At 59.9% G+C, this 26,110-nt stretch carries 30 protein-coding genes; 15 read left to right on the forward strand and 15 right to left on the reverse strand.

The window, feature by feature from the left end:
* Positions 1–74: 74 nt before the first annotated feature.
* Positions 75–620, reverse strand: a complete 546-nt coding sequence (locus JOE33_RS04865) for an ankyrin repeat domain-containing protein (RefSeq protein WP_187626050.1) — start codon at positions 618–620, stop codon at positions 75–77.
* A 346-nt stretch (positions 621–966) separates the two neighbouring features.
* On the opposite strand from JOE33_RS04865, the gene JOE33_RS04870 reads away from it, so the two are divergent.
* Positions 967–1,245 (forward strand): DUF3509 domain-containing protein, encoded by a 279-nt coding sequence (locus tag JOE33_RS04870; RefSeq protein WP_003315128.1) that lies wholly within the window; start codon positions 967–969, stop codon positions 1,243–1,245.
* Positions 1,246–1,355: 110 nt separating this feature from the next.
* Here JOE33_RS04870 and JOE33_RS04875 read toward each other — a convergent pair whose 3' ends face one another.
* The 6 genes from JOE33_RS04875 to aroC form a co-directional block, all read right to left on the reverse strand.
* The gene (locus JOE33_RS04875) at positions 1,356–2,078 is read right to left on the reverse strand and encodes a LuxR C-terminal-related transcriptional regulator (RefSeq protein WP_010427085.1); all 723 of its coding nucleotides are present in this window, start codon (positions 2,076–2,078) and stop codon (positions 1,356–1,358) included.
* 253 nt (positions 2,079–2,331) lie between these two features.
* Complete coding sequence (mtnC, locus tag JOE33_RS04880) at positions 2,332–3,015, reverse strand: acireductone synthase (RefSeq protein ID WP_122693711.1); 684 nt, start codon at positions 3,013–3,015, stop codon at positions 2,332–2,334.
* 16 nt (positions 3,016–3,031) lie between these two features.
* Positions 3,032–3,577: an acireductone dioxygenase gene (locus tag JOE33_RS04885; RefSeq protein WP_003371536.1), complete on the reverse strand. Its 546-nt coding sequence runs from the start codon at positions 3,575–3,577 to the stop codon at positions 3,032–3,034.
* A gap of 81 nt (positions 3,578–3,658) precedes the next feature.
* On the reverse strand, positions 3,659–4,273 hold the full coding sequence (locus JOE33_RS04890) for a methylthioribulose 1-phosphate dehydratase (protein ID WP_122693710.1): 615 nt from the start codon (positions 4,271–4,273) through the stop codon (positions 3,659–3,661).
* Positions 4,270–5,433: an MFS transporter gene (locus JOE33_RS04895; RefSeq protein ID WP_122693709.1), complete on the reverse strand. Its 1,164-nt coding sequence runs from the start codon at positions 5,431–5,433 to the stop codon at positions 4,270–4,272. Before JOE33_RS04895 ends, JOE33_RS04890 begins: the two co-directional genes overlap by 4 nt.
* Positions 5,434–5,463: 30 nt before the next feature.
* Positions 5,464–6,555, reverse strand: a complete 1,092-nt coding sequence (aroC, locus tag JOE33_RS04900) for a chorismate synthase (protein ID WP_032611384.1) — start codon at positions 6,553–6,555, stop codon at positions 5,464–5,466.
* A gap of 141 nt (positions 6,556–6,696) precedes the next feature.
* On the opposite strand from aroC, the gene JOE33_RS04905 reads away from it, so the two are divergent.
* Together JOE33_RS04905 and JOE33_RS04910 are read left to right on the forward strand one after the other, a co-directional pair.
* On the forward strand, positions 6,697–7,728 hold the full coding sequence (locus JOE33_RS04905) for an alpha/beta fold hydrolase (RefSeq protein ID WP_096243361.1): 1,032 nt from the start codon (positions 6,697–6,699) through the stop codon (positions 7,726–7,728).
* 143 nt (positions 7,729–7,871) lie between these two features.
* Positions 7,872–8,675 carry a hypothetical protein gene (locus JOE33_RS04910; RefSeq protein WP_010427096.1) on the forward strand — a complete coding sequence of 268 codons (804 nt, stop codon included), beginning with the start codon at positions 7,872–7,874 and terminating at the stop codon, positions 8,673–8,675.
* Positions 8,676–8,751: 76 nt separating this feature from the next.
* Here JOE33_RS04910 and prmB read toward each other — a convergent pair whose 3' ends face one another.
* The gene (gene prmB, locus JOE33_RS04915) at positions 8,752–9,660 is read right to left on the reverse strand and encodes a 50S ribosomal protein L3 N(5)-glutamine methyltransferase (RefSeq protein ID WP_187626051.1); all 909 of its coding nucleotides are present in this window, start codon (positions 9,658–9,660) and stop codon (positions 8,752–8,754) included.
* A 261-nt stretch (positions 9,661–9,921) separates the two neighbouring features.
* Here prmB and JOE33_RS04920 point away from each other — a divergent pair, with 261 nt between their 5' ends.
* The 5 genes from JOE33_RS04920 to JOE33_RS04940 all read left to right on the forward strand — a co-directional run bounded on the left by JOE33_RS04920 (position 9,922) and on the right by JOE33_RS04940 (position 13,044).
* Positions 9,922–10,512, forward strand: coding sequence for a cysteine hydrolase family protein (locus tag JOE33_RS04920; protein WP_187626052.1), 591 nt, complete (start codon positions 9,922–9,924; stop codon positions 10,510–10,512).
* 148 nt (positions 10,513–10,660) lie between these two features.
* On the forward strand, positions 10,661–10,978 hold the full coding sequence (locus tag JOE33_RS04925; protein WP_010427102.1) for a hypothetical protein: 318 nt from the start codon (positions 10,661–10,663) through the stop codon (positions 10,976–10,978).
* Positions 10,979–11,023: 45 nt separating this feature from the next.
* The gene (locus JOE33_RS04930; RefSeq protein ID WP_003315144.1) at positions 11,024–11,581 is read left to right on the forward strand and encodes a Smr/MutS family protein; all 558 of its coding nucleotides are present in this window, start codon (positions 11,024–11,026) and stop codon (positions 11,579–11,581) included.
* A 466-nt stretch (positions 11,582–12,047) separates the two neighbouring features.
* Positions 12,048–12,593, forward strand: coding sequence for a GTP cyclohydrolase I FolE (gene folE, locus JOE33_RS04935; protein ID WP_010427107.1), 546 nt, complete (start codon positions 12,048–12,050; stop codon positions 12,591–12,593).
* 73 nt (positions 12,594–12,666) lie between these two features.
* Positions 12,667–13,044: a glutathione S-transferase N-terminal domain-containing protein gene (locus JOE33_RS04940; protein ID WP_003405811.1), complete on the forward strand. Its 378-nt coding sequence runs from the start codon at positions 12,667–12,669 to the stop codon at positions 13,042–13,044.
* A gap of 21 nt (positions 13,045–13,065) precedes the next feature.
* Here the strand turns inward: JOE33_RS04940 and JOE33_RS04945 are convergent, their stop codons facing one another.
* Genes JOE33_RS04945 through JOE33_RS04955 form a run of 3 tightly spaced genes read right to left on the reverse strand, consistent with a single transcriptional unit; the run spans position 13,066 to position 15,291 of the window.
* Complete coding sequence (locus JOE33_RS04945; protein WP_010427111.1) at positions 13,066–13,452, reverse strand: lysozyme inhibitor LprI family protein; 387 nt, start codon at positions 13,450–13,452, stop codon at positions 13,066–13,068.
* 30 nt (positions 13,453–13,482) lie between these two features.
* Positions 13,483–14,085, reverse strand: a complete 603-nt coding sequence (locus tag JOE33_RS04950) for a glutathione S-transferase family protein (RefSeq protein ID WP_003343108.1) — start codon at positions 14,083–14,085, stop codon at positions 13,483–13,485.
* Positions 14,086–14,124: 39 nt separating this feature from the next.
* The gene (locus tag JOE33_RS04955) at positions 14,125–15,291 is read right to left on the reverse strand and encodes a PLP-dependent aminotransferase family protein (RefSeq protein ID WP_187626053.1); all 1,167 of its coding nucleotides are present in this window, start codon (positions 15,289–15,291) and stop codon (positions 14,125–14,127) included.
* Between the two features lie 82 nt (positions 15,292–15,373).
* On the opposite strand from JOE33_RS04955, the gene JOE33_RS04960 reads away from it, so the two are divergent.
* Together JOE33_RS04960 and JOE33_RS04965 are read left to right on the forward strand one after the other, a co-directional pair.
* Positions 15,374–15,844 carry a MarR family transcriptional regulator gene (locus JOE33_RS04960; RefSeq protein WP_010427115.1) on the forward strand — a complete coding sequence of 157 codons (471 nt, stop codon included), beginning with the start codon at positions 15,374–15,376 and terminating at the stop codon, positions 15,842–15,844.
* 115 nt (positions 15,845–15,959) lie between these two features.
* Positions 15,960–17,153: a benzoate/H(+) symporter BenE family transporter gene (locus JOE33_RS04965; RefSeq protein WP_187626054.1), complete on the forward strand. Its 1,194-nt coding sequence runs from the start codon at positions 15,960–15,962 to the stop codon at positions 17,151–17,153.
* 30 nt (positions 17,154–17,183) lie between these two features.
* Here JOE33_RS04965 and JOE33_RS04970 read toward each other — a convergent pair whose 3' ends face one another.
* Positions 17,184–18,119: an LD-carboxypeptidase gene (locus JOE33_RS04970; protein WP_187626055.1), complete on the reverse strand. Its 936-nt coding sequence runs from the start codon at positions 18,117–18,119 to the stop codon at positions 17,184–17,186.
* A gap of 231 nt (positions 18,120–18,350) precedes the next feature.
* Between JOE33_RS04970 and JOE33_RS04975 the strand changes: the two genes are divergently transcribed.
* On the forward strand, positions 18,351–19,358 hold the full coding sequence (locus JOE33_RS04975) for an NADP-dependent oxidoreductase (RefSeq protein ID WP_032611369.1): 1,008 nt from the start codon (positions 18,351–18,353) through the stop codon (positions 19,356–19,358).
* Between the two features lie 72 nt (positions 19,359–19,430).
* On the opposite strand, the gene pyrF is transcribed toward JOE33_RS04975, so the two are convergent.
* The gene (pyrF, locus tag JOE33_RS04980; protein ID WP_025990789.1) at positions 19,431–20,129 is read right to left on the reverse strand and encodes an orotidine-5'-phosphate decarboxylase; all 699 of its coding nucleotides are present in this window, start codon (positions 20,127–20,129) and stop codon (positions 19,431–19,433) included.
* Positions 20,130–20,421: 292 nt separating this feature from the next.
* Here pyrF and eat point away from each other — a divergent pair, with 292 nt between their 5' ends.
* Positions 20,422–21,786 carry an ethanolamine permease gene (gene eat, locus JOE33_RS04985; protein WP_054993724.1) on the forward strand — a complete coding sequence of 455 codons (1,365 nt, stop codon included), beginning with the start codon at positions 20,422–20,424 and terminating at the stop codon, positions 21,784–21,786.
* Between the two features lie 118 nt (positions 21,787–21,904).
* Entirely contained in the window at positions 21,905–22,072 is a 168-nt protein-coding gene (locus JOE33_RS04990) for a DUF2897 family protein (protein WP_003378661.1), read from the forward strand.
* A gap of 35 nt (positions 22,073–22,107) precedes the next feature.
* Here JOE33_RS04990 and JOE33_RS04995 read toward each other — a convergent pair whose 3' ends face one another.
* Positions 22,108–22,947: a transporter substrate-binding domain-containing protein gene (locus JOE33_RS04995; protein ID WP_032611366.1), complete on the reverse strand. Its 840-nt coding sequence runs from the start codon at positions 22,945–22,947 to the stop codon at positions 22,108–22,110.
* A 242-nt stretch (positions 22,948–23,189) separates the two neighbouring features.
* Between JOE33_RS04995 and JOE33_RS05000 the strand changes: the two genes are divergently transcribed.
* Positions 23,190–23,732: an exonuclease domain-containing protein gene (locus JOE33_RS05000; protein ID WP_010427132.1), complete on the forward strand. Its 543-nt coding sequence runs from the start codon at positions 23,190–23,192 to the stop codon at positions 23,730–23,732.
* A 112-nt stretch (positions 23,733–23,844) separates the two neighbouring features.
* Positions 23,845–24,126, forward strand: coding sequence for a pyrimidine/purine nucleoside phosphorylase (locus tag JOE33_RS05005; RefSeq protein WP_010427133.1), 282 nt, complete (start codon positions 23,845–23,847; stop codon positions 24,124–24,126).
* A gap of 59 nt (positions 24,127–24,185) precedes the next feature.
* Here the strand turns inward: JOE33_RS05005 and JOE33_RS05010 are convergent, their stop codons facing one another.
* The gene (locus JOE33_RS05010; RefSeq protein ID WP_209924041.1) at positions 24,186–25,955 is read right to left on the reverse strand and encodes an ABC transporter transmembrane domain-containing protein; all 1,770 of its coding nucleotides are present in this window, start codon (positions 25,953–25,955) and stop codon (positions 24,186–24,188) included.
* Positions 25,956–26,110: the final 155 nt, after the last annotated feature.

A 26,110-nucleotide genomic window follows, 5' to 3' on the forward strand; every position in this document is an offset into this window, starting at 1 on the left:
AAAGAGGCGCGAAGGATAACGGTAAATCCATCGCGCCTCTATGTGTTCATGCCTTGCTGTCAATCCACTCGATATCAGGACCGGGCAGGCTGCACGCCCATTTTGGTCAACTGTTCGATGGTGACGGTCGCGCCCATTGCCTGAGCAGCGCCCAGTGCAGTGATGCCCTTGGCATCAGTGGCATGCGGGTCCGCGCCCTGACTGATCAGGTAATCGACTATCTCGTTGCGGTTGAACATCGCCGCCATCATTAATGCGGTACGGCCGTCAGCAGAGGCGCCGTCTATATTGGCCCCCGCCTCGACCAGCAACCTGACTACCGCCAGATCGCCCTTGAACGCTGCGCCGGCAATGGGGCTCTGGCCATTATCGTTGCGGATTTCAGGATCGGCCTTGTGATTCAGCAGCACACGGACGGCATCTGCATGGCAGTGATAGCTGGCCAGCATAAGCAGCGTATCGCCCTTGTGGTTGCGCAGATCTGCAGGCAGACCCTTTTCAAGCAGGCGCTCCAGCATGACTGCATTTCCCTGGCGAGCCACATCGAATACCTGCTCGGCGAACTCGGCGGCTTCGTCTTCAGTCATGGTTTTCGAAGCGCTGATATCTGTATCGGTCATTAACTACTCCTTGGCGCACTGTACTCCGGACATGTGTTGACCCGGCATCGATAAACACACTGACCTCAAGTCTCGCCAGCTGTTCGATCAGCATCGATCCGGATGCGCAGTGCCTGCTTTTGATGGCTGCAATCCATACGATCCCCCTTCTGCCCGATCCCCATCGTGCAGGAAACGGCAAAATGCAGGGCGCACGAAGGGTGTTCATGCAAAATGCACGAAGCCTGAAAATAGACTATATTCCAAGCTATTGATTTTAAAGGAGTTAATTTAGGGGGGAGACTGGCACAGACACTGCAACAGTACTTCCAAGCTTGTTATCCCATGAGCAATGGAGCCGCCTCACATGACTTTTATTCAAGAAAAATTCGCTTCCGTATTCTCCGACTACACCGTCACCACTCAGCCGCGTCCCGATGGTGGTGTTCTGTTGTCACTGCGTACCCAGGATGGTAAGCAGATCCGTCGCTCAGTCTCTTATGCTCAGCTGCATACTCCGGTTCAACTGGAATGGGTAATCAGCGCCATCCGCCGCGACCTGGCTGCACAAGCCAGCGAGCTGCCAGCGATCTCGATGCTGCAAAGCCAGCACCGTTTTGATCTGCCGACGTATCACACACGTTGATTTGCCCGCCACCTTCGTAGGTGGCACCCGCTGTACGCTCTCTCATCCCTTGTTTGCCGCGATTACACTTTGTTCTCGCGGCTTTTTTTTGCGTGCGTTTTGCAGGGCGGCTACCTGATCAGACCACGACAAAGTGCTTCGCCCACTGCTTGTGCCCTGTTGGCAACGCCCAGCTTGGAGTAGATGGTCTTGAGGTGATACTTCACCGTCGACTCCGACACATCGCGAATCATCGAGATCTCCCAGGCCGTCTTTCCGTCCCTGGCCCACTGCAATACTTCCAGCTCACGATGGGTCAGACCGCGTGAAGAGAACTTCAGGCCCCGCGCGACACTGTGCAGCACCGGCATGAGACTGCTCATGAGGTACTTTTGTTCAGCGCTGATGGTCCGCGCCACTTCGCCCAGAGTACAGACCGATGTCACGCTGTCGGCGCCACGGCAATGATTGGTGTAGCCATAGGAGATGGCCGGAAGCAGTTCACAGGCGTCTACGAGCTCGTCGTAAAAGGCTGATACCGGGTATTGTCTGAACGCATCCTGCCAGTTCAGGAAGCCCAATTGATTGCGATAACAACGGATCACCGGGTCCTGTGTGATCAAGTCGTGCTGGCGGTAGGCCTCGCCCCAGGCATGGTCGACGTTGGAAGTGATGAACGTCAGCAACACCGGACCCTTGAACTGAAAGAACATCGCGCGCTCGCTGTTGCATTCGCGCCTTAACCACTCAAGTGCATTTTCGATGGCTGTCTGCCCATCGAGTTCGGTAATCGTGCTCACCATCTGCTGTATCAATAGGCCCCGGGTCGCGCTTTCTGTCATGGCACTGCACATCGCTGCCGCTCCTTGTTCGCCCGGGAGTCGGTACAGGTGTTTTCCGTGACCCCGGTGAAGATGGCGCAAAACTTACACGAATAATTACGTTGAAAAACGGCGAACAGAACAAACAGATTCAACGCACTTCCCACCAGGCAAGACCTCACGCGTAAGCAGGAAATACCCTACAAATGCGTAGGTAGGCCTTGCGGCAGGCAGATTTCAATGCAGCGGCATCAGGACGATGCCGCGCACAGCAGGCGGGAGTCTTCTAGAAAGAAGCGGGATCGATAAGCGCAAAACTGGCCACCTGCCTGTGCCCGGCAAGTGCCCCGCCATCACGCGCAAGACCGCAGGTGGCCATGCCGGCGGCCTGCGCAGCATCGAGTTCTTCGACGATATCCGACAGGAACAGAATGTCCCCGGCAGGACAGTCCATTGCCTGGGCAATCGTTTGGTAGGACTGCGCTTCGCGCTTGGGGCCGGACGTCGTATCAAAGTAACCGCTGAACAGACCGGACAGATCGCCCGCCTCGGAACAACCGAAAATCAGTTGCTGAGCCTGAATCGAGCCCGACGAATAAACGTAAAGCCGGTAGCCCTGTTGATGCCAGTGTTTCAAGGCATCCACAGCATCCGGATAAACATGGCCCTTGAGCTGTCCGGCGTTGTAGCCCTGCTCCCAGACCATACCCTGCAGGGCCTTGAGCGGTGTGGCCTTGCGGTCCTCGGCGATCCATTCCAGCAGGACTGCAATGACGCGCTCGACATCGGCGTCCGGCTCACCGGCCTGGTCGCGCACCGCCTGCAGCTGCTGCGCCACGGCCGGTTGCTCGGCATTTTGGCGAACGAATCCGGGCAGGTGCTTTCTGGCGAACGGAAACAACACGTCGAAAACGAAACTCACTGCACTGGTGGTGCCTTCGATATCCGTGAGGATAGCTTTGATGGGCATCAGAATCGGGCTCCTGTCAGTCTTCCAGCCGTGGAAAACGGCCGGCAATGTCTTCACCGGTAAAATTTGCTACCCAGCCTTCCGGATTATTGAACAGGCGGATAGCAACGAAGTGCGGGTTTTCGCCCATATCGAACCAGTGCCGCGTGCCGGCCGGCACGGAAATCAGGTCGTTCTTTTCGCACAGTACGGCGTACACATAGTCGTCGATGTGCAAAGTGAACAAGCCCCGCCCCGCGACGAAGAAGCGTACTTCGTCTTCGCCGTGCCGGTGCTCTTCAAGAAACTTGGCGCGCAATTCGGCTTTTTGCGGGTGATCGCTGTTGAGGCTGATGACGTCCACGGTGACGTAACCACGTTCGGTCATCAGTTTGTCGATCTGGGTGCGATAGGCGCTGATCACCTCTTCCTGACTGGCACCGGGGGTGATCGGCGTAGCGGCCTCCCAACGGTCGAACGCTACGCCGTGCTCGGCCAGCGTCGACGCGATGTCTTCCAGATGGGTCAGCACCTTGTTGGGCATATCAGGGCTTGAAACGTGATAAACGGACAGGCTGCTCATGCGTGAATCCTCGGTTTGGTGCAACGCCTTCCGGCTTTTACAGGCCGGTCAGGCTTACAGACTGGTTTGGGCAAGAAACGCTCAGCGGTTCAAGACCGCGCGCATTTTCAGTTCGCACTCGAACAGGAACTCGAACGCTTCGATCTGGCGCAAGGCGTCGCTCATCTTCGCACCCCAGGTGTAGAGGCCATGACCGCGGATCAGGTAGCCGGCGCACTCGGGATGGGCGTCCAGCCAAGGCTGCACCTTTGCCGCGAGACGGGCAATGTCCTGATCGTTGTCGAAAATCGGCACCACGACCTGCGACTCATGAGTGACCACGCCGCTAAAAGCCTTTTGCAGTTCGTAGTCCTCGAACACCAGATGATCGGCCGTGGTCAGCCTCGACAACACGGTAGCGTTCACCGAGTGAGTGTGCAGCACGGCGCCGACCTGCGGTCTGCAGCTGTACAACTGGGTATGCAGCAAGGTTTCGGCAGACGGCTTTTTACCGGATTCCAGGCTGTTGCCAGCCAGATCGGTGGCCAGCACATCGTCAGGGCCCAGCTGGCCCTTGTGCTTGCCGGATACGGTCAACAGCGCCTCGCTGTCAGACAGGCGCGCAGAATAATTGCTGCTGGTGGCAGGCGACCAGCCACGGCCGTACAGAAAACGCCCGGCCTCGATGATTTCCAGGCTCAATTGTTCGCGGCTCATACACCTTCCTCTTTCTTGGGTGTGACAATCATGACGGCAGCGGCAAAGGCTGCAAGGCTGGCAATGGCAAAGGTCCAGGCCGGCCCCAGCGCGTTCCAGCTGTAACCGGAATACAGAGCGCCCAACGCCCCGCCGACGCCGGACAAGGCAGCATAAAGTGCCTGCCCCTGACCTTGCTGACGTGGGCCGAAGCTACTTTGCACGAAATGAATGGCAGCGGCGTGAAAGCTGCCGAACGTGGCAGCATGCATCACCTGGGCAATCAGCAGCGCGGTGAGGTGATCGGCAAACAGGCCCAGCAGCAGCCAGCGCAATGCGGCCAGGAGAAAGCTGGCGAACAGTACCTGGCGCACGGAGAAACGCTGCAGAATCCGGCTCATGACCATGAACATCAGCACCTCAGCCACCACGCCGACCGCCCATAACAGGCCGATCAGGCCGCGGCTGTAACCGAGTGCTTCGAGGTGCAGGGTCAAAAAGGTGTAATACGGGCCATGGCTGAGCACCATCAGCGCGACACTGAGGTAAAACGCCAACACACCGGGGCGCGCCAGCTGCCTGAGAAAACCGCCGGACCCGGTTTCGCGGCTGGACGGTGCAGGATGCGCATTCGGCACCCACCAGCTGCTGACAACGATACCGGACATGATCGCCAGCGCAATGTAAGGGAACAGGTCCAGACTGAACCATTCGAACACCCGCCCCAGCACCACCACGGCCAGAATGAAACCGATCGAGCCCCACAGCCGGATCTGGCTGTAACGCGCGGTCTGGCCTTGCAGGTGCGCAAGGGTGATGACTTCGAACTGCGGCAGGATGGCGTGCCAGAAGAACGCATAGAGCGCCATGACCATCGCCAGCCAGGCATAGCTTTTTTCGACCAGAATCAGCGAAAACGCCAACAAGGTGCAGACGGCGCCAGAACGCACAATGGTCAGACGCCAACCGGTGTAATCACCCAGCCACCCCCAGAGATTGGGCGCGACGCAGCGCATCAGCATGGGAATGGCGACCAGCTCGCCGATCCGTGCGCTGGAAAAACCCAGGTGGTGAAGGTAAAGGGCCATGAAAGGCGCCGACAGGCCCAGCAGAGCGAAATAGCATACGTAGAACCCGGACAGCCGCCAGTAAGGCAGCTGTCCGCCGCCAGGTTGCGCCACGCTAGCAGTCCGCAACCGTGACGGCGTGCATTACACCTGCCCCAGCACAGGTGTGTTGACGCTGACATCGGCGTTCTGACCGCGATGACGCAACAAGTGATCAAGCAGAACGATGGCCATCATCGCCTCGGCAATCGGTGTGGCACGAATGCCGACACACGGGTCATGCCGACCCTTGGTGATGACGTCGGCTGCGTTGCCGTCGACATCGATCGAACGACCTGGCGTGGTGATGCTGGACGTCGGCTTGAGCGCCAGGTGCGCGATGATCGGCTGGCCGGAGGAAATGCCGCCGAGAATGCCGCCCGCGTGATTGGACAGGAATCCCTGTGGCGTCATCTCGTCACGGTGCTCGGTGCCACGCTGGGCAACACAGTCGAAACCGGCACCGATTTCCACACCCTTGACCGCGTTGATGCTCATCAGCGCATGGGCAAGTTCAGCGTCCAGACGATCGAAGATCGGCTCACCGAGACCCGGCATCACGCCTTCTGCGACCACGGTGATTTTTGCACCGACCGAGTCCTGATCACGTCGCAGCTGGTCCATGTAGGCTTCCAGCTCCGGCACCTTGTCTGGGTCGGGGCAGAAAAACGCGTTGTCTTCCACTGAATCCCAGGTCTTGAACGGGATCTGGATCGGGCCAAGCTGGCTCATGTAACCGCGAATGACGATGCCCTGGCTTGCCAGGTACTTCTTGGCAATGGCGCCCGCGGCCACACGCATGGCGGTTTCCCTGGCCGAACTGCGACCGCCGCCCCGGTAATCACGAATGCCGTACTTGTGGTGATAGGTGTAATCGGCGTGGGCCGGGCGGAACAGGTCCTTGATCGCCGAATAGTCCTTGGACTTCTGATCGGTATTGCGGATCAGCAGACCGATGGACGCGCCGGTGGTCCTGCCCTCGAAGACACCCGAGAGAATCTCGACTTCATCGGCCTCCTGACGCTGCGTGGTATGGCGGCTGGTGCCCGGCTTGCGCCGATCCAGGTCGCGCTGCAAGTCTTGCAGGTCCAGCTCCAGCCCCGGCGGGCAGCCGTCGACGATAGCGACCAGCGCCGGGCCGTGGCTTTCGCCGGCGGTGGTGACAGTGAACAGCTTGCCGAAAGTGTTGCCGGACATGCGGGCGCTCCGAAAAATCAGCCAAAAAACCAGATCGTTAAACCAAGCGCGCCAGTATACGCAGGCTCGCGGTTCAGTTCATCCTCGAACCTTCTGTCACCGCGTGCGTCCAAGCGTGACTCCCCCAATGATGGCCTTGCGATGTTATCCGGTATTTCCCTGCTTCGAGTTTCCAACGCGCTGCGTCTGCTGGCCGTGCCGATAACCCTGATCCTGAGCCTGGCCGCCGCAACCGCCAGCGCTGCGGCGCCCAGCGCGGTGCAGCGGCCGATAAGCGTGGACACCGAGAACGGCAAGCTGTACGGCACGCTGCTCATGCCGCGTTCCGACAAACCGGTGCCGGTGGTGCTGATCATCGCCGGTTCCGGCCCCACTGACCGCGACGGCAACAACCCGGAAGGTGGACGCAACGACAGCATGAAGCGCCTGGCGGTGATCCTGGCGAGCAACAATATTGCCAGCGTGCGCTACGACAAACGTGGCGTCGCGGCCAGCAAGGCGGTCACGCCGGATGAACGCAACCTGAGCGTCGACCGCTACGTGGCCGACGTCCAGCTCTGGGCCAGAGCGCTGAAAGCCAACCCGCGCCTGGGCCAGCTGATTCTGTTGGGCCATAGCGAAGGTGCGCTGGTGGCGACGCTGGCGGCTGAAAAGGTAGGTGCCGCAGCGCTGATTTCCGTGGCCGGCACCGGGCGACCGGTGGATCAGGTCCTGCGCGAACAGTTTCAGGAACGCCTGCCGCCGGACCTGCTGCAGCGCAGCGATCAGTTGCTCGACGAACTCAAGGCCGGCAAAACCGACGACAACGTGCCCGCGGAGCTGGAAGTGGTCTTCCGCCCCAGTGTCCAGCCGTACCTGATCTCGCTGTTCCGCCAGGACCCGGCGGCGGCATTCGGCGCACTGCACATTCCGGCGCTGATCGTTCAGGGCCGAAACGACATTCAGGTCGGTGTGGGTGATGCGCTGCTGCTGCAAAAAGCCAAACCGGATGCTCAACTGGCCCTGATCGACGGTATGAACCATGTGCTGCGCATCGTACCGGATGATTTGCAGCAGCAACTGTTGTCCTACCGCAATCCGACCCAGCCGCTGGCCAGTGAAGTGACTGAACGGATCCTGAGCTTCATCAAGGCACTCCCAAATCCGGATGCTCCACCCGGAAAAAAGATCTGACGCGCGTTAGTCAAAAGTCCTTCAGTCCTGGCGAATCTGGCCGATAGCAGTTTGCTGGCCCTGTGTTCCGGCACCGTAGTGTTTCGGCACCTTTATGCCCCGGCGAACCTGCTCCGGGGCAAGGCCCAGGAAAGGACACCCTTATGACAGACGCAAATACCATGACTGAAACCCTCGCAGAGCCGGCCAGCGCAGAAGTCGCAGTGCCGGTGCCCCCGCAGCCGTGGGAAGACGTTCTGCCCGAAAGCTTTCAGATGCTGCGTCTGTCGCCACTGCCCACCGACCGCGCGACCGGCGGCCGCCCACTGCGCTTCGTACAGTTCGGGCGTGCCGAGCGGCACAGCAAGGCATTGAGCCTGCTGCGCATCACCGTGCAATTGCCAGGTCAGCGGGTCCGCAAGGAACAGAACCATCTGGATATCTGGGCCGACCACGAAAAGCGCATAGTGCGTTTCGGTCCCGAGTCAGGCTTGCAGATCGAGCCGTGGAACCGCGGTATCGGGCGCTTCATGATTGCTCATGCGGTGCATTGGGCGCAGAAAAGATGGTCTTCCTACAAGATTGAGGGCGTGGCGCTGGCCAGCAAGGACGGTCTGAACGAAGACACGCGTCTGCGTCGCGATCACTTTCTGCGCACTCTGGGTTTTGAAGTGACGTATGCCGATGCCCAGCACATGAAAGGCGCGATCAAGGATGTACACGTCGGCAACCTGCACAGCACCTGGAACAACGACAAGGTGCAGATCATCGAGATTCTCGAAGCCTCGCAGATGCTGGAAAAGGCCGAGAAAAATCTGATCGAACAGGAAGTGACGATTCGCCAGCATGAAGACCGGGTCAGCAAATACAAGCGTGAAGACAGCGGCCTGCGCTTCACGATTGCCTGTCTGGTGACCTTCGCGGTATTCCAGGCCGGACTGCTGATCTGGATCGCGACGCACCGATAAAAAACACGCCGAAAAAAAGGAGGGGCTGATATCAGCCCCCCCCTTTTGTCTCAGCCGGTTATCGCGGCCCTTGACCTCAAACCTTCGACTGAAACAATGCCTGGTGGTCGCGGCACTGTTCTGCCGTGAGCATGAACACACCATGCCCGCCCCGCTGGAAGTCCAGCCAGGCGAAATCGACCTCCGGGTACAGCGCCTGCACGTGCACCTGGCTATTGCCGACCTCGACGATCAACAGCCCCTTCTCGTGCAGATGATCGGCGGCCTGGGCGAGCATGCGGCGGACCAGGTTCAGGCCATCGCTGCCACAGGCCAGAGCCAGTTCCGGCTCATGCTGATACTCGTCAGGCATGTCGGCAAAATCTTCGGCGTCCACATAGGGCGGGTTGGACACGATCAGGTCAAAACGCTGACCCGGCAGGCCGTCGAATCCGTCGCCCTGAACGGTGTAGACCCGATCCTCCATGCCGTGACGCTCAATGTTCTGATTGGCCACTTCCAGTGCGTCGTAGGACAGGTCGGCCAGGGCCACCTCGGCTTCGGGAAACACCTCGGCGCAGGCGATACCGATGCAACCCGAGCCTGTGCACAGGTCGAGAACCCGCGCTGGCTCGTCGGCCAGCCAGGGGGCGAAACGTTCTTCGATCAGCTCGGCGATGGGCGAACGCGGGATCAGGACGCGGTCATCGACAATGAACGACATGCCACAGAACCAGGCCTCGCCCAGCAGGTACGGGGTGGGCACACGCTCGTCGATGCGGCGCTTGATCAAGCGTTGCAGTTCGGATATTTCGTCGACTTCCAGACGGCAATCCAGGTAGCTGTCGGCAATTTCCCATGGCAGGTGCAGTGCACCCAGCACCAGTTGCCGCGCTTCATCCCAGGCATTGTCGGTGCCATGACCGAAAAATACGTCTTCCTCGTGAAAGCGGCTGACGGCCCAGCGTATATGGTCGCGCACGGTACGCAGACGGGAAGTGATCATGGACAAACTCCTTGAAAGGCAACGAACTGCTGTAAGACGAGCCTCGGTGAACAGTCTGGTTACGAACAACGTGCATTCTTCGTACCCGATAGGCGGGGAAGTTTCCATGATTCGTCTACCGCCATCAAGGCAAACCGCCAGCCATCCCCTCCTCCAACTGCCCTGCAGGCCATAAAAACCGTGGCCTGCGATGGTTGCCATTCCCAGAACGCTTCAGCCAGAGGACAATGTCGCAAAAGCCCCACACAAAGGAGCCCGTGAATGTCGGATTTAAAGACCATGTTTCAGCTCAGCGGCCGGGTGCATGCGCCCGCCCATCTGAGTAACGCGACGCTGATCATCATCGACGCGCAAAAAGAATACCTCCGCGGCCCGCTGGCCCTGACCGGCGTGAGAGAAGCCATGGCCAACATCGGCCGATTGGTCGAAAAGGCACGTGCGGTCAAGTGCCCGATCGTTCACATCCGCCATCTGGGCACTGTGGGCGGCCCGTTCGACCCCCATGGCGAGCGCGGTGAACTGGTGCCGGAGCTGTTGCCGCAGGGTGATGAACACCTGATCGAGAAACGCCTGCCCAATGCCTTCAATGGCACCGGACTGCATGAACTGTTGCAGAACCTTGGGCACCTGGACCTGATCGTCTGCGGCTTCATGAGCCATTCGAGTATCAGCACCACGGTTCGCGCCACCAAGGACTACGGTTATCGCTGCACTCTGGTCGACGATGCCTGCGCAACCCGCGATCTGCCGAGCCCGCACGGCGTGGTCAGCGCAGAGGTCGTGCACAGAACCGAGATGGCAATCATGGCCGACAACTTCGCCACCCTGGCGCTGACCAAAGACCTTGTCTGACACTGCACAGGCGAGGGAGCGTGTGACAAGGTTCACATAACCGCCCATCCTTTGCCGTCATGGATCATCCCGGAGGCGGGAACCACCCCTCCTTCCCCGGGTCAGAGCGCCGATACTCCATTGAGCTGATACCTGTTGAGGAAAAGGCATGAAAACGTCAGATGGTTTCGATGCACGTCGCCTGCGCCCCAGGGGTCAGGGCAACTGGGGCAAACGCATCGGCACGCTGATCGCACTGCTCCTTGTGATCGCAGGTCTGTTGCTGACAGTTGCCGGTGCTTCCAGCCTCACGGTTCACCCGCAGATGCTCGGCGAACTGAACGCCAGTCCGGGCGGCGCGGCGTTTGTCGCCATCGGCGGACTGCTGGTGCTGTACGTGGGCGTCTGGCTATGGCGCCGCTGCCGTCGTCAGCGCAGTGCCGGCGGCCTGAGTATCTCTTCGCACCTGATGAAAAAACACAACTGACCCTCTTGTCTGAACGGTTAGAATGGCCTCCTTCGCGGAGGCCCCATGCAAGACGACGATTTTTCCCTGTTCAGAAGCGAGACACGCGGCGTCAAGCCGCTCAAGCATGAACATGCCGATGTCGGCAAACCCAAGACCGATCGAAAAATGCTGGCCCGCCTGCGCCAGTCGGCAACCGTGCGCACCGATTCGGTGACCGTTGACGGCTTGTCGGATCAATTTGTGATCGACGTCGGCCCTGAAGATGTCCTGAGCTGGTCGCGTGACGGCGTGCAGGAAGGTCAGATGCGCAAGCTCAAACTCGGGCAGATCAGCTTCGAGGGCAGCCTGGACCTGCATGGCATGAGCGTGGAAGTGGCGCGAGAGACGCTGTGGGAATTTCTGGCTGAAGCAACCCGTCTGGAAATACGCTGCGTACGCGTCACCCATGGCAAGGCGGTACGTCTGGACGGCAAGCGGCCCATGATCAAAAGCCACGTCAACACCTGGCTGCGTCAGCATTCGCAGGTACTGGGCTTTTGCTCCTGCCTGGCCAAACACGGCGGTGCAGGTGCGGTGTACGTGATCCTCAGGCGCATCATGATGGAAGGGCGCGACGAGTAGCACCCGCCGCGCCCTTCCAGTCAGTCAGACCCCGCACGCAGGGCTGCAGCGCCGCCCTGCCGCTGACTCAGCGCCCCGGGCCAGGACCGCCAGGACCAGGGCCGCCGCCTTCATGATGCCCGCCACCGCCGCCATGTCCGCCCGGACCAGGCCAGAACGGCCAGCAGCCGGAAACCGACGACAGTACAATCGCGAACAACGCTATTTTTGCTACTCGACTCAACATCCGGGTTTACTCTCTAGGGACAGGCAATGGATTGATGACCTGCCTACTCAGACCGCAATGGGCGTCAGAAGTGGGTAGCGATCTGGTCGCCAACGTGTAAGCGAGAGGATACAAAGGCACTGACCGGCCGGTTGATTTGCAGCCCTGCCGTGCACCCGCCCGCATGCGTACGTTACTATGTGCGTCTCGGCGACGGGCCTGCCCTCGCAACCATCGAACCCCACACGGAAACACACCCCTGTGACACTGGAACAGAATTACACCGCCATCCTCGGGCAACTGGGCGAGGACGTCTCGCGCGAAGGTCTGCTGGACACCCCCAAGCGCGCCGCCAAGGCCATGCAGTATCTGTGTCGCGGTTACGCGCAGACCCTGGAAGAAGTAACCAACGGCGCGCTGTTCAGCTCCGATGCCAGTGAAATGGTGATGGTCAAGGACATCGAGCTGTACTCGCTGTGCGAGCACCATCTGCTGCCGTTCATTGGCAAGGCACATGTGGCCTACATCCCGCAGGGCAAGGTGCTTGGTTTGTCTAAAGTGGCGCGGATCGTCGACATGTACGCTCGCCGTCTGCAGATCCAGGAAAACCTCAGCCGCCAGATCGCCGAGGCCATCCAGCAGGTTACCGGCGCGCTGGGCGTTGCGGTGGTGATCGAAGCCAAGCACATGTGCATGATGATGCGTGGCGTCGAGAAGCAGAATTCGGCCATGATCACCTCGGTGATGCTGGGCGAGTTCCGTGAAAACGCGGCCACCCGCAGTGAGTTTCTCAGCCTGATCAAGTGATCGTTCAGCCTGCGTTCACCTGCCGTGAGGCACGCTGAATGCACGGCTGGGCACGCCACCGCCCGCAAGAGGTATGACCTTGTTCATGAAAGCGTTAAGAGTCGGCCTCGGCCAACTCGTCATCGGCATCGATTTCCTGACTCGCCCGAGCAGGAAAAAACGTGACCCGCAGGCCCAGGCGGCTGTCGCTGAAGCGGCTCAGAATCTGACGCTGTATCAGTTCCACGCCTGCCCATTCTGCGTGAAAACCCGTCGCGCCCTGCGCCGCCTCAATGTTCCGGTCGCGTTGCGCGATGCGAAAAACAATGAGCTCGATCGCCAGACCCTGCTCAACGAGGGCGGCAGGATCAAAGTGCCTTGCCTGCGCATCGAGGAAGGCGACAAAACCGTGTGGATGTATGAGTCCAAGGTGATCATCGACTACCTGAACCAGCGCTTCGGAGCGATCTGACGCCTGTTTGCCCGGCGCCTCTCAGCGCGGGCAACCTTCCTCGCGACAGGCCACATAGGCTTGCAGTTGCTTCAGCCGCACACGGGTCTGCTCGGCCAGGCATTGCGACTGCAGCAATGGCCAGATGGAGCCTGAATCTTCGGGTTTGCCCGCCTGATACAGGCAATCGGCATCACGCAGGGCTATCCACTTTCGTTGCGCATCCTTGAGCGCCTGCTTTTTCGCCGGGGTCTTCAACCACGCCATCTGCACGTTGTACTGCTTGTTGAGATCGGCATCGAGCGCTGCCTGCTCATTGGCAGCGCAGCGATTCATGCTGGCCTGATTGGCGTCGCAGTCCTCGGCCTGGGCCGAGCAGCCGATACCCAGCGCAATGAAAGCGCCCAGAAGTACGATTGGAACGCGCATACATTTCCCTTTGTTCAAATGACGGATGTGTCAGTCCAGCATACCGATATAACCCGGCTGTGCCTTGACCCGATCCAGCCAACGGCGGATCCCGGTATAGGGTGCCAGATCGAAACCGCCCTGATGAGCGACGTGGGTGTAGGCATACAAGGCAATGTCGGCGATGGAGAAATTCTCGCCGACCAGAAACGGCGTACGGTCGAGCTGCTGCTCCATGACCGCCAGTGCGCGGTAGCCGGCCTTCTGCATGGCGCGATACTCGGTCATGCGCTCGGCCGGCAAGCCCAGATAGAACTGGATGAATCGGGCAACCGCGACCGACGGCTCATGGCTGTACTGTTCGAAGAACTGCCACTGCAGCACCTGGGTGCGCAACCTCGGTTCGCTCGGCAGGTACGAAGAGCCGTCAGCCAGAAAGTTGAGAATCGCGTTGGATTCCCACAGGCAAGTGCCATCTTCCAGCTCCAGCACCGGAATCTTGCCGTTGGGGTTCTTTTCCAGAAACGCCGGGGTCTGGGTTTCGCCGTTGAGAATATCAACCGGCACCCACTCGTACTCACTGCCCAGCAGGTTAAGCATCAGCTTGACCTTGTAGCAGTTGCCCGAGTTGTAATCGCCATAAACCTTGTACATAAGACTGCTCCCTTGCTGCGTCTATGTTGACGTCTTGAATCAGGCGGCTTGCAGGAGGTGTGCAGCGCGGACCACCGACGCCAGTCGTTTTATACCCTCATCGAGCCGTGCAGGGTCGATATGGCTGAAATTGAGCCGCAAGTGACCGTGATTGGCGTCCGGATCGGCAAAAAAAGGTTCGCCCGGCATGAACGCCACATCCTGCGCCAGCGCTGCATCCAGCAAGGTGCGCGTGTCCAGCGGCTGCTTCAGCGTCAGCCAGAAGAACAGCCCGCCTTGTGGGCTGTTCCAGGTGGCCAAGTCGGAAAAATGCGTTTGCAAGGCGCTTTCGAACGCATCACGACGGCCCCGATAAAACTCGCACAGCGTCACCAGATGCTCACGATAGTGCTCAGTACCAATCCACTGCAAGGCCTGCCACTGTCCGAGGCGATTGGTATGCAGGTCAGCCGACTGTTTCAGACGCAGCAAGTGCGGAAACAGATCGGGGCTGGCGATCAGATAACCCACCCGCAGGCCGGGCAGCAGCGTCTTGGAAACCGTACCGGTGTAAATCCAGCTGGCCGTTTTCAAACCGCTGACGATCGGCCTGGCACTGCCGCCGTCAAAGCTCAACTCACGATACGGCTCGTCCTCGATCAACGTGACACCGAACTCGTCGAGCAAGGCCGCCACGGCATCGCGACTGGCCTGGCTGTAGCGCACCGCCGAGGGGTTCTGGAACGTCGGGATGAGGTAGGCGAACGCTGGTTTGTGCTGCTCCAGACGCTGACGCATGGCAACCAGGTCCGGTCCTTCGGCCTGCAGCGGTACGGTGATGCAGTCGGCACCGAACAGCTGGAATACCTGCAGCGCCGCCAGATAGGTGGGCGCCTCGAGGAGAATTTCGGTGCCTTTGTCGATGTATAGCTTGGCTGCCAGGTCCAGTGTCTGCTGAGAACCACTGACCACCAGGACCTGACTGGCGTCGCAGTCGACACCCAGGGCCCGAGCATCGGCGGCCAGCGCTTCGCGCAGCGCCGGCTCGCCCTCGCTCATGCCGTACTGCCCCAGTGCAACGGGCATATCGGCCCACTGCACTTTGGGCAGCATCGACTCGGCAGGCAGACCACCAGCAAACGACATCACTTCCGGACGCTGAGCGGCGGCGAGGATCTCGCGAATCAGAGAACTTTTCAGACGGGAAACGCGTTCGGAGAAAGCCATGGCAGTTACCTGTAGCCGAGACAATTGGAAATACGTCAAACTGGTTGACTCAAATTACGACGATCAACCTGGATACGTCAACATGCTTGACCTTAAAAAACCTGCCAATCAGCAAATGGCCATGGAAGCCTTCTTCTTCGGCTATCAGGCGTTCACTGCCAAGGCTGATGAAATGCTGGCCAGACGCGGCTTCAGTCGGGTGCATCAGCGCATTGTATTTTTCATCGCTCGCTACCCCGGCCTGAGCGTCAAGGAGCTGCTCACCGTATTGGGCGTCAGCAAACAGGCCCTCAATGCCCCGCTGCGCCAGCTGATCGCCATGAATCTGGTGCACAGCGCGGCCCCCGAGAATGACAAGCGCAAACGACTGTTGGGCCTCACCGATGAAGGTGCTCTTTTTGAACAGGGCTTGCGACGCGAACAGGTCAAACTGCTGCAGCGGGTGTTCGCCGAGGCGGGTCAGGATGCCGTGGATGGCTGGCTGACGGTCAATCGGGCGTTGGGGCAGACCCTGCAATCCGGCGCCTGCCCGGTCGGGACTGACGCCGAGTAAAGCCACGGCTGCAACTGTGCTGGCGTTTACTCATGTCGCTGTATTGCAAGGCCGAGCAGCCATGCGTTTAGGCTTGGCGCCCTCTGCTACCTGCCCGCTTCAAGGAACGCCCAGCATGAACGAATCCCTCAAGGTGCCATTGCGCCCGCTGACAGACTCATCGCCGTCGGCGGTGGTTGCCGGTTTCATCGCCATGATGACCGGCTGCACCAGTTCGCTGGTGCTGATGTTTCAGGCGGGCCAGGCGGCAGGGTTGAGCAGCGTGCAGATTTCATCCTGGCTGTGGGCGCTGTTCATGGGTATGGCCGTATGCAGCATCGGCCTCTCGCTGCGCTACCGCATGCCGATTACCGTAGCGTGGTCGACACCCGGCGCTGCATTGCTGATCACCAGCCTGGGCGGCGTCAGCTACCCGCAGGCCATTGGCGCGTTCATCACCAGCGCGCTGCTGGTCATTCTGTGCGGGCTGACCGGCAGCTTCGAGCGCATCGTGCGGCGCCTGCCAGCCTCGCTGGCTGCGGCTTTGCTGGCAGGGATCCTGTTCAGGATCGGCAGCGAGATCTTTGTTGCCGCAGAGCACCACACCAGCCTGGTAATGGGCATGTTCTTCACCTATCTGCTGGTCAAGCGCCTGTCGCCACGCTACTCGGTGCTGCTCGCGCTGCTGGTCGGTATCGGCATCTCAGGCATGCTGGGCCTGCTGAATTTTAACGGTCTGGCGCTGGAAGTCGCCATGCCGGTCTGGACCACTCCCGAGTTTTCCTGGGCGGCGACGGTCAGCATTGGCATCCCGCTGTTCGTGGTAGCCATGACCTCGCAGAACATGCCCGGTGTGGCCGTGTTGCGAGCCGACGGCTACTTCCCGCCGACCTCGCCGCTGATATCGGTGACAGGCTTCGCCTCATTGCTCACGGCGCCGTTCGGCTGCCACGGAATCAATCTGGCGGCGATCAGTGCCGCCATCTGTACCAGTCCTCATGCCCATGAGGACAAGTCCAAACGCTATACGGCAGCGATCTGGTGCGGGATTTTCTATGCAATGGCTGGTATTTTCGGCGCCACCCTGGCGGGACTGTTCAGTGCGTTTCCCAAGGAACTGATGCTCTCGATTGCCGCGCTGGCGCTGCTCGGATCGATTACCAACGGCTTGACCGTTGCGATGGCCGAACCGAGGGAGCGCGAACCCGCACTGATCACCTTCATGGTGACCGCCTCGGGACTGACGCTGTTCTCCATAGGCTCGGCATTCTGGGGCATCGTTGCAGGCCTGCTGACCTTGCTGATCCTGAACACACGCAAGGCCAATTAGATCAACCGACAGCGCGGCGTGGCAGAGACATCAACTGCGCGCGGCAGCCGATACCAGCAGGGTTCCGGCGTCGGCATCAAGTATCGCCTGGGTGCCCAGTGGCACTGCCTGATTAAGATCGCCATGCCCTACTGGAAGACCGCCGAGCACCGGGATGCCGAGACTGCCCAGCCTCTCGAGCAGCACATCGGCGGGGCTGATCGTGCGGCCAGTGTTCGCGGCAGGAGTAAATTCGCCGACAGCAATGCCGGCCAGAGACGCAAGAATCCCGCAATTGCCCAGGTGAGTGAGCATGCGGTCGACCCTATAAGCGGGTTCGTTGACCTCTTCGATGAGCAGGATCGCACCGCGCAGGTCGGGCATGAATGGCGTACCTACAGAGGTATCGAGGATGCACAGATTGCCACCCAGCAGAAGGCCCTGTGCGCTGCCACCGGTTCTGACCCTGGCCGTTGGCGAGACCGGATCAGCCTTGAGCAAGGCCGGCTCGGTACTCATCAGCACATGGCGCATGCCGCTGACGAAAAGACCGCCACGTTCCAGCTGCGAAGCGACCGGTCCATGTATGGTCGCCAGGCGTGCGTGGTTCCACAGTGCACCGTGCAACGCGGTGATATCGGAAAAGCCGGTCACCAGCTTGGGGTCACGACGCACCGCGTCCATATCCACCTGCTGGACAATCCTCTGCACGCCATAGCCACCGCGAGTGCAGATGACCGCGCGGATTTCCGGATCGGCGAGCGCCGCGTTGAGGTCGGCGAGCCGCTCTTCATCGGTCCCCGAATAGAACGAGTAGTTGCCCAGCGCATGCGGATAGACCCGTGGACGCAGCCCCCACCCCTCAAGTATCGCCACCGCCGCCTTGATCTTGCCGGGGTCTACAGGCCCTGCCGGAGATACCAGCGCCACGGCGTCGCCAGCTCGCAGAGCACGGGGGTGGAGAGTGTTTGAAGAGGTGGCAGGCATCACGGTCGTCCAAGCGTTGATCGAACAAGGAATCTAGAGCACTGACGGGAGTGACTCAAGCCATATCCGTCATCAGCATGTTTCATCCGCACATCCGTCTGAACGCCAGCGGCGCAACGGACTCCTATCAATCACATGGATCAAATGGCATTCGCTGGGTGATCGCTTCTTGCCCAAGCGGCGCTATGAACGTTTGAATCCATTCTTGAACCATTTTCAGGAGACCCTGCCATGACTGATCTTTCCAACCGCCAGTTCCTGCTCGCCAAGCGCCCTTCGGGCGATGCGCGCCGTGATGACTTCACCTATCAGGAAGTCCCGGTCAGCGCACTTGCCGAGGGGCAGATTCTGGTCAGGAACAAATACCTGTCACTGGACCCGGCCATGCGTGGCTGGATGAATGAGGGCAAATCCTACATTCCAGCTGTAAAGCTGGGCGAAGTGATGCGTGCCCTCGGCGTGGGTGAAGTACTTGAATCGAAAAACCCCAAGTTCGCCGTAGGTGACCATATCCAAGGCGCCTTGGGCGTGCAGGACTACTTTGCCGGTGAGCCGAAGGGCTTCTACAAAGTGGATACCAGCCTTGCACCCCTGCCGCTTTATCTATCGGCACTGGGCATGACCGGCATGACCGCCTATCTGGCGCTGCTGGACGTCGGCCAACCGAAAAGCGGCGACACCGTGGTGATTTCCGGTGCGGCAGGTGCTGTCGGTAGCGTGGCCGGGCAGATTGCCAAGCTCAAGGGCTGCCGGGTCGTCGGCATCGCGGGAGGCGCGGAAAAATGCCGTTTGCTGACCGATGAACTGGGCTTCGACGCAGCCATCGACTACAAATCCGAAGACGTCATGGACGGCCTGAAACGCCACTGCCCGGATGGCGTGAACGTGTACTTCGACAACGTCGGTGGCGACATCCTTGATGCGGCACTCAGCCAACTGGCGGTCGGCGCTCGCGTAGTGATCTGTGGTGCGATCAGCCAATACAACAGCACCAAGGCGATCAAAGGCCCGGCCAACTACATGTCACTGCTGGTCAACCGCGCACGCATGGAAGGCTTTATCGTACTGGACCACCCGGAGCGCTTTGCAGAAGCGGGCCAGGTCATGGCCGGCTGGATCAAGGAAGGCAAGCTCAAGAGCAAGGAGCACATCGTGGAAGGTCTCGAGACGTTCCCGGAAACCTTCCAGATGCTGTTCAGCGGTGAGAATCAGGGCAAGCTGATCCTGCAAGTGGAATAAAGCCCGCAGGCTTTTCGAACGTTACGGATCTTCCCCACTTTAGGGGAAGGTATCCGTAACGCCCGCATCCGTTCAGGACAGCTCGGCGACCACCGCCGCCAGTGCCTTCGCCGGATCAGCCGCCTGGCTGATCGGGCGGCCGATGACAAGGTAATCAGAGCCTGCATCCAGTGCCTGACGAGGAGTCAGGATACGCCGCTGATCGTCCTGCGCGCTGCCCGCCGGGCGGATGCCGGGCGTCACCAGTTGCAACGACGGGTGAGCCGCTTTCAATGCCTGCGCTTCAAGCGCCGAGCACACCAGACCATCCATCCCGGCCTTCTCGGCCAGAGCGGCGAGGCGCAGCACCTGCACCTGCGGGTCGATATCCAGGCCGATACCGGCGAGGTCTTCACGTTCCATGCTGGTCAGAACGGTCACGCCGATCAGCAACGGCTGTGGACCGCTGCGCTGCTCAAGCACTTCCCGGCAGGCTGCCATCATGCGCAAGCCGCCGGAGCAATGCACATTTACCATCCACACGCCCATCTCGGCCGCCGCCCTGACCGCCATCGCCGTGGTATTCGGGATGTCGTGGAATTTGAGGTCCAGAAACACCTCGAAGCCCCTGTGGCGCAGGGTCTCGACGATGTCGGCCGCGCAACTGGTGAACAGTTCCTTGCCGACCTTGACCCTGCACAGCTTGGGATCGAGCTGATCGGCCAGGCGCAAGGCGGCTTCACGGGTCGGAAAATCCAGGGCGACGATGACAGGAGTCTGGCAGGCGGACATGAGCGTGGTCTCAGGTAAGTCGAAATCGGCGCGCATTGTAGCCGAACCGGCGCAACGGCGGGACCCATAGATCGGCATTTGTCCAGTGGCGGTCGTAAAAAGTCACGATTTCCTGCACCTGCGGCGACCATCGCTACGTTAGCCTGCACCGAATCTGCACAACAGGGTGAATCTGTTCACCCTGACGTTCCACAAACGACCTGTTTTGAAGCAACACGACAATGAACAGTGCACTGGCACGGCCTCTGCAACAGGATGTTTCAACGATTATCGAAATCTCAGGGAGATAACAATGAGTACGCAACTCAAGCCGACACTCGGCACGATTCACTTATGGGGGATCGCCGTCGGGCTGGTGATTTCCGGCGAATACTTCGGCTGGAGCTATGGCTGGGGCGCGGCAGGCACGCTGGGCTTTCTGGTAACAGCACTGATGGTTGCCACCATGTACACCTGCTTCATCTTCAGCTTTACCGAACTCACTACGGCCATCCCGCATGCAGGCGGCCCGTTTGCTTACAGCCGCCGTGCCTTTGGTGAAAAAGGCGGACTGATCGCGGGTATGGCGACTCTGATCGAATTCGTCTTCGCACCACCTGCGATTGCCATGGCGATCGGTGCATACCTCAACGTGCAATACCCGGGTCTTGACCCCAGACATGCAGCAGTCGGTGCCTACATTGTGTTCATGGCGCTCAACATCGTGGGTGTGAAACTGGCTGCGACCTTCGAACTGGTGGTGTGCATTCTGGCCGTCGCCGAGTTGCTGGTGTTCATGGGCGTCGTCGCGCCGGCCTTCAGTTTCAGCAATTTCGCCCTCAATGGCTGGGCGGGCTCACAGACTTTCGGACCCGAAGCCATTGCCGGCATGTTCGCGGCAATCCCGTTTGCCATCTGGTTTTTCCTGGCCATCGAAGGTGCAGCCATGGCCGCCGAAGAAGCCAAGGACCCGAAACGGACCATCCCGAAAGCGTACATCAGCGGGATCCTCACCCTTGTGGTGCTGGCCATCGGCGTAATGCTGTTTGCCGGTGGCGTGGGCGACTGGCGCACGCTGGCCAACATCAATGATCCGCTGCCGCAGGCCATGAAGGCCGTGGTCGGTGACAACTCCGGCTGGCTGCACATGCTGGTATGGATTGGCCTGTTCGGTCTGGTCGCCAGCTTCCACGGGATCATCATGGGGTACTCGCGCCAGTTCTTTGCCCTTGCCCGCGCCGGCTACCTGCCCGCCTCGCTGGCCAGACTCTCACGCTTCCAGACACCGCACCGGGCAATCATCGCAGGCGGCGTGATCGGCATCGCCGCGATCTACAGCGACGGCCTGATCAACCTGAGCGGCATGACGCTGACCGCGGCGATGATCACGATGGCCGTTTTCGGCGCCATCGTCATGTACATCATGAGCATGCTCAGCCTGTTCAAGCTGCGCAAGACCGAACCAGGCCTGGAGCGCACGTTCCGCGCACCCGGTTATCCGGTAGTACCCGGCATCGCCCTGGCGCTGGCCCTCGTGTGCCTGGTGGCCATGGCCTGGTTCAACGCCCTGATCGGCCTGATTTTCCTGGGTCTGATGGCGATCGGCTTCATCTACTTCAGCCTGACCGCCAAATCGCGCGCCGATGCGCCAGCCGACGCGATGCTGACCGGGGACTGATTGCGAGGATCTTGGGGTTGCGTGCGAATGGTTTCGTACGCAACCCCTTCAGGGCGCATACACTTGAACCATTGGGCAGCCGTGCTGCTCAAACCGGTATCAAAACAAGGAGAGCGCTATGCCCTGGTATGCCTGGTTAATTCTGCTCGTAGCCATTGGCTCGATCGTCGGCGGTCTGATGATGCTGCGTGACACAGCCAAGAAACTGCCCCTCACTGAAGAACAGCTCAAGCGCGTCCACGAGCGCAACGCAGAAATGGATGCCAAGGACGCCAAGGACCGCTGATTACTTCCGGGTGGCAGGCGCAAACCTGCCCTCCGCTATTTGCCCGGCATCCCGGTATCTACCGGAAGCACCTTGATGTGCAGCGGCTCGAAAATCTTCGCCATCTGCCCATCTTCGCGCAGCCTTTCCAGTAGCTGTCTGAAGTGCGGAGCATCAATGTTGCCATTCGGGCGCAACAACGCGTATTGACGGTAGATCTGATCGATACGGTCGGACACCATCAACTGCGCCGCTTCATCCTTGTTACGCGCCATGAAATCAATCAGGTACGAACGGGTAACAGGCGCGATATCGGCGCGGCCGCGCACCACCATCAGCAAGTTACTGTCGTGGGAGTACGTGGAGGTAATGGTGAAGTGCTCGCTCAGGTACTTCTGATCGGTATTGAAGTTGGCAAATCCATAATGATAGCCACTGAACAGTGCCAGACGTTTGCCAGCCAGAGTGTCGAAGTAATCCTGCCCGCGTCCTTCCACGCGGCGCGCCACATAGACCTCGGCATCCTCGAGTCCCATATCGATCTGTTCATGGGGAATATCCTTCCAGCCCCAATTGGGGTTTTCGAAGACTGCAAGATCGAAACGCCCTTCCGTGAAATCACGAAAACGCCGAGGCACCGATGTCGGAATCATCACGAATTCGTATTCGTCCTGCTCGCCATTCAGGGCATCGATCAACCTGGGTAAAAGACCGGCGTCTTCACCTTTTTCAGGGCGCACCATGTAAGGGGGAAAATGCACTGCGGCCACTCGCACGATCTGCGCGGCGAAGACATGCTGCGTTGCAATCAACGGAATGAAGAGCATGGCGCCCGTAACGATCCTGCGCGCAACACCGTCAATTAACACTGCAAGTCTTTTCATAAAGCACGACATCAATCAAAGCCGTCCAAGCTATGCGGTTTCCGTGATTTAAACAACTGTCAAATCGACGGCGTCAGCGCACTGCGGTGCGCTTGCAATACTCGTCCAGGCACTGCGAGTGCACCAATGCAACCACCCGTGGTCACTGTAGTGAGCAGTTGGAACAACAAGGGTGCCGATGCAAAGCCCAGGGTGTGCGCAACGGGTTAATCTGGCTACGCTGAAGCCATTGACTATCGTAAGGAAGCTTGATGATGCCGCACTGGCTGGTAATTGATCTTGAGGCCACGACCGAAGAAGGCGGATGGCCGGTCGCAGAAATGGAAGTCATCGAGATAGGCGCGACACTGGTCAATCAGGACGGACGCGAGCTGGACCATTTCGAACGCTTCGTGCGCCCGGCGCGCAGGCCGCTGCTGACCCATTTCTGCCGCGAGCTGACCCATATCAACCAGAGCAGCATCGACAGCGCTGCGCCGCTGACCACGGTGTGGCCACAATTCGAGCGCTGGTTGAGCCATCACCGTGCACGCATCGTCGGCTGGGCCAGCTGGGGGGATTATGATCGTCAGCAACTGGAGGAGGAATGGCGTCATCATCACCTCGACAGTGCGCTGTCCGGCATGCCGCACATCAATCTCAAACAGCGTTTCGCCCAAGCTCGTCAGTTGCAGAAACCGATGGGGCTGAACAGTGCCTTGCAACTGGCAGGCATGCAGTTCAGCGGGCAACAGCATCGCGCCCTGGTCGATGCGCGCAATACCGCCCGGCTGCTGCCGTTGATTCTGCCCAATTGAGTGCTGCTGCACGTCGACGCTTCGTCAGCGTCGACGTGCAAGGGGCGTGACGAGTTTTACCGTGTTGGGCATACTGGCGAACCATTTTCAGCCCTTTCAAAAGGAATCGCCCATGTTCAAGGTCAACGAGTACTTCGACGGCACCGTCAAATCCATCGCCTTCACCCAGGCCGATGGTGAGGCAACCATCGGTGTCATGGCAGCGGGCGAATACGAGTTCGGTACAGCGCAACGGGAAATCATGCATGTGATCTCCGGCGAGTTGAGCGTGAAGCTTCCGGACAGCACTGACTGGGAAACCTTCGCCACCGGCAGCCAGTTCAACGTACCGGCCAACAGCAAGTTCCAGCTTCAGGTCAAAGTCGATACCGCCTACCTGTGCGAATATCGCTGAGGCTCACCAGGTGGGGGGCTTGACCTCCCACGTTGTCCGCAGGCCCTCCTCGCCCCCTCCTATTCAACTCCAACATTGAACTGCAACGCCGCCAGTCGCGCATAAAGCGGGTTGCTGGCAATCAACTGCTGATGGGTGCCCACCGCCACCAACCGCCCCTGATCCATGACGGCAATCCGGTCGGCATTCTGCACCGTGGCCAGCCGATGAGCGATGACCAGGGTGGTGCGCCCCTGCATCAGGCTCGGCAGGGCCTGTTGAATCAAGTACTCACTCTGCGCGTCCAGCGCACTGGTCGCTTCGTCCAGCAACAGGATCGGCGCATCGACCAGCAAGGCACGGGCGATCGCCAGGCGCTGCCGCTGTCCGCCCGACAATCCCACCCCGCCCTCACCCAGATGCGTACGGTAGCCGTCGGCCATTTCGAGAATGAACTCATGCGCATGGGCAATGCGCGCCGCCGCTTGTACCTGCTCAAGGCTGGCAGTGGCGTTACCGTAGCGAATGTTGTCCTCGACACTGCCGAAAAACAGCGCAGTCGATTGTGAAACCAGCGCGAAGCAGCGGCGCAGATCATGGGGGTCGAGCTGCTTGACCGGTACGCCCTCGATCAGAATGCGCCCTTGAACCGGGTCGTAAAAACGCAACAGCAGATCGAGGATGGTCGACTTGCCTGCTCCGGAGGGCCCGACCAGCGCCAGGGTTTCACCGGGCTCGATGCTCAGGGTCAGGTTATCCAGCGCATTGCGCTCGGGACGCGACGGGTAGGCGAAGGTGACATTCTCCAGCGCCAGACGCCCACTGATGCGTTGCGGCAGGCTCTGCAGGTCCGTGGTCGGTACGCTGATCTCGCTGCGCGCCTGAAGCAGCTCGCCGATCCTCTCTGCAGCACCGGCGGCGCGCTGCAGATCGCCAATCACTTCGCTCAACGTGCCGAACGCCATACCGACCATCAGCGCGTAGAACACGAACGCTGCCAGCTCACCGCTGGAAATACGGCCGCTGATCACGTCCATGCCACCTACCCACAACATCACCGCCACCGCCCCCAGCACCAGGACGATCACCAGCGTGATCAGCCAGGAGCGCTGCAGGATCCGTTTGCGGGCGGTCTCGAAGGCCTGCTCCACGGTATGTGAAAAACGCTGTTTGTCCTGCTGCTGGTGATTGTAGGCCTGCACCGTCTTGATCTGCCCCAGGGCCTCGGCCACGTAGCTGCCCACATTGGCGACCCGGTCCTGACTCTCGCGCGACAGGTTTCGTACCCGCCGTCCGAACATGAGAATGGGCGCGATGATCAGCGGCAACGCCACCACCACGATGCTGGTGAGTTTGGGGTTGGTGATGAACAGCAGCACGATACCGCCGATGACCATCAGCGCATTGCGCAGGAACATCGACAGTGACGAGCCGATCACCGACTGCAACAGCGTGGTGTCGGCGGTCAGGCGCGACTGGATTTCCGAGCTGCGATTGTTCTCGTAGAAGCCCGGATGCAGCTCGATCAGGTGATCGAATACTTTCTTGCGCAGGTCGGCAACCACACGCTCGCCGATCCACGACACCAGGTAGAAACGGGCAAAGGTCCCGATGGCGAGGCCAACCGTCAGCAGCATGAAAAACCCGATCGAGCGCTCGAGCAACTGCGCTGAGCGGGTCATGAAACCCTGATCGACCATCAATTTGATGCCCTGCCCGATCGACAGGGTGATACCGGCTGTGATGACCAGTGCAAGCAATGCGCCGAGCGCCTGCCAGCGATACGGCGCGATGAAACTCGCAGCCAGACGCAAGGCCTGGCGATGACGCCGGGTAATCCGTGAAATCATGAACGATGAACCTGCCTGTCTGCCCGATCTGTCTGAGTTGCAAAGCCTACACCTGTGTCGCCGGGCGCGCCGAATATCATTTCGAATGAACTTGCGGCCGGCTTCCAGAGTCAGGTTATGACTGCTTTACAGGGGCCGCTATAAGACATCGATCT

It is taken from the genome of Pseudomonas sp. PvP027 (assembly GCF_017833005.1).
GTDB classification, from domain to species: Bacteria; Pseudomonadota; Gammaproteobacteria; order Pseudomonadales; family Pseudomonadaceae; genus Aquipseudomonas; species Aquipseudomonas congelans.

Bases quoted from the DNA above. Each gene is read 5' to 3' on its own strand.
- JOE33_RS04945 (WP_010427111.1), bottom strand. From the start codon at position 13,452: ATGCGCGTTCCAATCGTACTTCTGGGCGCTTTCATTGCGCTGGGTATC.
- JOE33_RS04905 (WP_096243361.1), top strand. From the start codon at position 6,697: ATGTTATCCGGTATTTCCCTGCTTCGAGTTTCCAACGCGCTGCGTCTG.
- JOE33_RS04885 (WP_003371536.1), bottom strand. From the start codon at position 3,577: ATGAGCAGCCTGTCCGTTTATCACGTTTCAAGCCCTGATATGCCCAAC.
- JOE33_RS04960 (WP_010427115.1), top strand. From the start codon at position 15,374: ATGCTTGACCTTAAAAAACCTGCCAATCAGCAAATGGCCATGGAAGCC.
- JOE33_RS05000 (WP_010427132.1), top strand. From the start codon at position 23,190: ATGCCGCACTGGCTGGTAATTGATCTTGAGGCCACGACCGAAGAAGGC.
- mtnC (WP_122693711.1), bottom strand. From the start codon at position 3,015: ATGCCCATCAAAGCTATCCTCACGGATATCGAAGGCACCACCAGTGCA.
- JOE33_RS05005 (WP_010427133.1), top strand. From the start codon at position 23,845: ATGTTCAAGGTCAACGAGTACTTCGACGGCACCGTCAAATCCATCGCC.
- JOE33_RS04995 (WP_032611366.1), bottom strand. From the start codon at position 22,947: ATGTCGTGCTTTATGAAAAGACTTGCAGTGTTAATTGACGGTGTTGCG.
- JOE33_RS04975 (WP_032611369.1), top strand. From the start codon at position 18,351: ATGACTGATCTTTCCAACCGCCAGTTCCTGCTCGCCAAGCGCCCTTCG.
- JOE33_RS04910 (WP_010427096.1), top strand. From the start codon at position 7,872: ATGACAGACGCAAATACCATGACTGAAACCCTCGCAGAGCCGGCCAGC.
- JOE33_RS04920 (WP_187626052.1), top strand. From the start codon at position 9,922: ATGTCGGATTTAAAGACCATGTTTCAGCTCAGCGGCCGGGTGCATGCG.
- JOE33_RS04890 (WP_122693710.1), bottom strand. From the start codon at position 4,273: ATGAGCCGCGAACAATTGAGCCTGGAAATCATCGAGGCCGGGCGTTTT.
- JOE33_RS04940 (WP_003405811.1), top strand. From the start codon at position 12,667: ATGACCTTGTTCATGAAAGCGTTAAGAGTCGGCCTCGGCCAACTCGTC.
- JOE33_RS04965 (WP_187626054.1), top strand. From the start codon at position 15,960: ATGAACGAATCCCTCAAGGTGCCATTGCGCCCGCTGACAGACTCATCG.
- JOE33_RS04970 (WP_187626055.1), bottom strand. From the start codon at position 18,119: ATGCCTGCCACCTCTTCAAACACTCTCCACCCCCGTGCTCTGCGAGCT.
- JOE33_RS04950 (WP_003343108.1), bottom strand. From the start codon at position 14,085: ATGTACAAGGTTTATGGCGATTACAACTCGGGCAACTGCTACAAGGTC.
- aroC (WP_032611384.1), bottom strand. From the start codon at position 6,555: ATGTCCGGCAACACTTTCGGCAAGCTGTTCACTGTCACCACCGCCGGC.
- prmB (WP_187626051.1), bottom strand. From the start codon at position 9,660: ATGATCACTTCCCGTCTGCGTACCGTGCGCGACCATATACGCTGGGCC.
- JOE33_RS04865 (WP_187626050.1), bottom strand. From the start codon at position 620: ATGACCGATACAGATATCAGCGCTTCGAAAACCATGACTGAAGACGAA.
- JOE33_RS04925 (WP_010427102.1), top strand. From the start codon at position 10,661: ATGAAAACGTCAGATGGTTTCGATGCACGTCGCCTGCGCCCCAGGGGT.
- JOE33_RS04930 (WP_003315144.1), top strand. From the start codon at position 11,024: ATGCAAGACGACGATTTTTCCCTGTTCAGAAGCGAGACACGCGGCGTC.
- JOE33_RS04870 (WP_003315128.1), top strand. From the start codon at position 967: ATGACTTTTATTCAAGAAAAATTCGCTTCCGTATTCTCCGACTACACC.
- JOE33_RS05010 (WP_209924041.1), bottom strand. From the start codon at position 25,955: ATGATTTCACGGATTACCCGGCGTCATCGCCAGGCCTTGCGTCTGGCT.
- JOE33_RS04955 (WP_187626053.1), bottom strand. From the start codon at position 15,291: ATGGCTTTCTCCGAACGCGTTTCCCGTCTGAAAAGTTCTCTGATTCGC.
- eat (WP_054993724.1), top strand. From the start codon at position 20,422: ATGAGTACGCAACTCAAGCCGACACTCGGCACGATTCACTTATGGGGG.
- JOE33_RS04990 (WP_003378661.1), top strand. From the start codon at position 21,905: ATGCCCTGGTATGCCTGGTTAATTCTGCTCGTAGCCATTGGCTCGATC.
- JOE33_RS04875 (WP_010427085.1), bottom strand. From the start codon at position 2,078: ATGTGCAGTGCCATGACAGAAAGCGCGACCCGGGGCCTATTGATACAG.
- pyrF (WP_025990789.1), bottom strand. From the start codon at position 20,129: ATGTCCGCCTGCCAGACTCCTGTCATCGTCGCCCTGGATTTTCCGACC.